General features: G+C 38.7%; 3 protein-coding genes and 1 CRISPR repeat array. Of the genes, 1 reads left to right on the forward strand and 2 read right to left on the reverse strand.

From position 1 onward, the window contains the following. Together VE944_RS28035 and VE944_RS28040 are read right to left on the reverse strand one after the other, a co-directional pair. Positions 1 to 150: Gfo/Idh/MocA family oxidoreductase (locus VE944_RS28035; RefSeq protein WP_324985093.1), on the reverse strand; the 150-nt coding region annotated here is incomplete at its 3' end. 123 nt (positions 151 to 273) lie between these two features. Beyond that, positions 274 to 741, reverse strand: a complete 468-nt coding sequence (locus VE944_RS28040) for a DUF4870 domain-containing protein (RefSeq protein ID WP_324985087.1) — start codon at positions 739 to 741, stop codon at positions 274 to 276. Positions 742 to 1,128: 387 nt separating this feature from the next. On the opposite strand from VE944_RS28040, the gene VE944_RS28045 reads away from it, so the two are divergent. Then, positions 1,129 to 2,655: a BamA/TamA family outer membrane protein gene (locus VE944_RS28045; RefSeq protein WP_324985090.1), complete on the forward strand. Its 1,527-nt coding sequence runs from the start codon at positions 1,129 to 1,131 to the stop codon at positions 2,653 to 2,655. Between the two features lie 309 nt (positions 2,656 to 2,964). After that, positions 2,965 to 3,943: direct repeats of the CRISPR family, unit length 37 nt; unit sequence ATTGCAATTCATCAAAATCCCTATTAGGGATTGAAAC. Positions 3,944 to 4,148: the final 205 nt, after the last annotated feature.

The raw sequence follows: 4,148 nt of genomic DNA on the forward strand, positions 1-4,148 counted from the left end.
ATGGGGGATATTATGGGCTTCTGCTATAGCTTTAGCTTTATTTATATCTCGGTGATAAACAGCAACTACCTCAGTTTGAGGATGTGCTTGGAATCCTGGGATGTGGACTTTTTGACCAAATCCAGTGCCTGCGATCGCAATCCCAATCATATCATTATATACTCCTTTAATTATCCAATTTAATTAATAAAATCATTTCATCTATCATATCTAAAATATTTAATGTTTATTTGAAAATTGTAGATATTAAATAACAGAGCCTTAATCATTGTTTTATCGTAAAACTCTAATTATAAAAGGGTAACAATAATGCTCACCATTGTAAGCTTTAATAGAGGCAAAACTCACTACAAACGATTGTAGTACAAGTTTAAATGAAATTAATGATACAAGTATAAGTAATAAGGTATCTAAAGTATTTTTTATTTCATCAATTGAAGCATTAGTAGTTACTGCAATAGTAAAACTAGTGAATAATATAACTAAGAATATAGCAATAACAAATAAAGTATATAATGTTAAAGAAATTTGAAAGTTTATAGATTCTTTACCTTGGAAATCAATCCAGGGATATTGTATTTTTTTTGATCTCCAAATTATCAATGGAGCTAAAAGATTTAAAGGTAAATATAACGGAATACCAATAAATACTAAAAGCACCAATAATATCCACCCTAATAAAGCTGATAAATGACACAAGGTTGCCCAGATACGCATTTGTTGTTTAGCTTTTTCTCTCATGGCTTTTTATTTCTCAGTGGATTTAGCAAATAATTCTCCATTGTAATTCCTTATAAAAAACCTAAATAAGAGCTTAAAACCTGAGTATTCCTTTGTCATAGTATTTGGTAATAATTTCTATTTTCTAGACTATACCTTTTTCTGACAGCAGCGCAACCTCTAAACCTTTGAGGAGTTTATCAAGAGCGATGGCGTAAGCGCCCGCCGGAGGCGATGGTCTCCGACCGACCGGAGGTCATCGCAATCTGAAAACAGTCTGACAGTTTATACTAAGTACTCGCGCAAACAACCGAATTTTGGAGTACCCAATAGCAAGGTTCATATAGAACTTACGCACAAGAGATCCGATCTACGTGGTAAACTTAATAACACTAACGGATTTTCAATATGCGAGTTCAAATAACTGTAGTTGCGTTGCTTGCCGCCGTAGGCATCGCAGTAATGTTAGTGGGTGGGAAAAATCTAGAGGCCCTTGCAGACTCGCAATCTTCTACTCAGGATGAATCTAGTGGTATTGCTACCCCGGAAGCTACAATCCATATAGGAGAGTATGCCAAATATGGTAATTATATAGGAGCAACTTCAGGACATAACCAAACTCTTGAATTTTCCCAAAAAGTTGTCAAAGACATCCAAATTCGTTTTATTAATGACAAAGGTGAGCTGCTTGATGATAAAGATCAGGCAATCAAAGGGCAGACTCAGACAGATTTTATCATTAGTCTGCTGAGACTCAAACCTGGTCAGGTATTCCGTGAAGATTTACTTCAAGCAGACTTGCAACGATTGAGAAGATTAGAGTCATTTAATCAAGTAAATGTTGATCGAGAAGAAGATGCTTCTAGTGTTAAAATCATCTACAAAATCAAAGAGCGTAGCTTCCCTTCTCTAATCTTAGGAGGCGGAAATAACGATGATGTTGGGCTATACGGGCGATTAGGTTACAAAGATGCAAATATTAGCGGTCTTAACGATAAATTAGATACAACTGTGCAGTTGAGCAGTGAAGATATCCAGTTTAATGGTCAATTCACTAATCGTTATCGTCCTGGAGAACCAAACCGCTTAGGCTATAGCATTAGAGGTTTTCGTAGTCGAAATATATCGGGAACCTTCAACGAAGATATCAGATTGCCTAACGGCAACAAAGTGCGAGAGGGAAGGTCTGGTGGTTCTGTGGGACTTTTAGGAGCTTTTGATGAGTGGGATACATCAGTGGCTCTCAACTATACCCGGATTAGCCTACGCGATCAAGAATATAACGTTGTACAAGTGGATAGATTAGGGAGTCCCCTATCTGTGAGCGGTACTGGCATTGATGATCTATTTACAGTATCATTTACTGTATCCAGAGATCAACGCGATCGCCGAGACAATCCGACTCAAGGATCAATCCTCACCCTCAGCACAGAGCAAGCGATTCCCATTGGACTGGGCAATATTTCCAGCAACCGCCTACAGGGAGACTACATTCAGTATTTACCAGTCAGTTGGATAGGGAATGGTAGGCTAACCGACAATCCAGAAATGTTGGCGATTAATTTACAAATTGGCACGACTATTGGAGACTTTCCACCAGCAGATGCCTTTAATATTGGTGGGCTAGATTCTGTCAGAGGTTACGGTTATGGCAAAGTTGCTAGTGGTCGCAGTTATGGTTTAGCTTCTGTTGAATATCGTTTTCCAATTTTACAGTCAATCGGAGGAGTTCTCTTTACTGACCTAGCCTCTGATTTCGGGTCTAGCGAAACCGTATTAGGAGAACCAGGAGTACTGCGATACAAACCTGGAAGTGGCTTTGGTTACGGCTTAGGATTGCGATTCAAGTCATCCTTTGGGCTGATTCGAGGCGACTTAGGAATTAGCGACCGGGGAGAAGTTAGATTTGAAGTTACCACAGGTCAGCGATTTTAACTCTAGGCAAAACCTACGCAGTATTTTATCCGGTGTTGTTATTCTCAATCTAAAGAATGCGCGGAAGGGTAGGTGTACAAATTCCTCAGCTCCAAAAAAGTGCTTCTATCCCAACTCCAGTAAAGCTTTCAAACCATTAGTCCTCTAATCCTCATCCGCGCAAGCTTTGAAATGCTTATCAATAGACAATTTCAGCCTTTAAACTTTCCTAATACTCTTTCCAAACAAATTCTCTAATGCTATGATTTCTCTTGAATCGCGCAACCGCACCTTGAAAACTAAATATAGCTTGGCTTTCCGGCTCCTGCTATTGCAATTCATCAAAATCCCTATTAGGGATTGAAACGAAAGGATCGCCAGGCAGCAGATAGCGATCGGTTATTGCAATTCATCAAAATCCCTATTAGGGATTGAAACAAAAGCCTTAAGGATAAAGGGCTTAGTGCGGTACAAAATTGCAATTCATCAAAATCCCTATTAGGGATTGAAACCCTTGCCACCAGTGGGGCCGTCTTTAGCTAAGAATATTGCAATTCATCAAAATCCCTATTAGGGATTGAAACACCGATCCGGCGACGGCTCGCGAGATGACATTACAGATTGCAATTCATCAAAATCCCTATTAGGGATTGAAACCTAATCCAAGACAAATTAAAATCAGAGGTTATCATATTGCAATTCATCAAAATCCCTATTAGGGATTGAAACAAATTAAATACGACTGCGCCGTTCTCTCTTGCGGTATTGCAATTCATCAAAATCCCTATTAGGGATTGAAACGCGGCAGGTTCAACAGATGGATTTACTTGAGTTATTGCAATTCATCAAAATCCCTATTAGGGATTGAAACTGAAATAAATGCTGAGAGCCAGGGGGGACACTGGCTCATTGCAATTCATCAAAATCCCTATTAGGGATTGAAACAAGCTCCTCTACCATTACTGGGCGTGATTGCGAGTAAGGATTGCAATTCATCAAAATCCCTATTAGGGATTGAAACCTGCCACTCAATCCCGGTAATCCTCTATCACCTTATTGCAATTCATCAAAATCCCTATTAGGGATTGAAACTTTAATTTGATCCTCAGTCGCCAACTCCAAAGCAATTGCAATTCATCAAAATCCCTATTAGGGATTGAAACTCAGCAAATGAATTAAGGCGTCAACATTCTCCTATTGCAATTCATCAAAATCCCTATTAGGGATTGAAACCATTGAATGCAAAGATTACGGCTCCCGGGAGGATACCACATTGCAATTCATTAAAATCCCTATTAGGTATTAAAACTGGCTAAAGCAAAAATAGCAAAAGAGTGTTAATTGCTCAATCTTAGGAACGATTTTGAGGGAATAGGTAGGCGATCGCAGCATAACCCGAAGCACTGACTAAACTAACCAAAAAAGCAGCCAAAATAAAAGTAGACATAATATCATACTCTATGCACTTCCAAAATCTCGGCATTCATCAAAAAACAAAGACTTTGGATACTTTC

This window comes from Nostoc sp., assembly GCF_035638895.1.
In the GTDB taxonomy this organism is placed as follows: Bacteria; Cyanobacteriota; Cyanobacteriia; order Cyanobacteriales; family Nostocaceae; genus Nostoc.

What these genes read in the sequence shown, in the direction of transcription:
- VE944_RS28040 (WP_324985087.1), bottom strand. Translation starts at nt 741, where the DNA reads ATGAGAGAAAAAGCTAAACAACAAATGCGTATCTGGGCAACCTTGTGT.
- VE944_RS28045 (WP_324985090.1), top strand. Translation starts at nt 1,129, where the DNA reads ATGCGAGTTCAAATAACTGTAGTTGCGTTGCTTGCCGCCGTAGGCATC.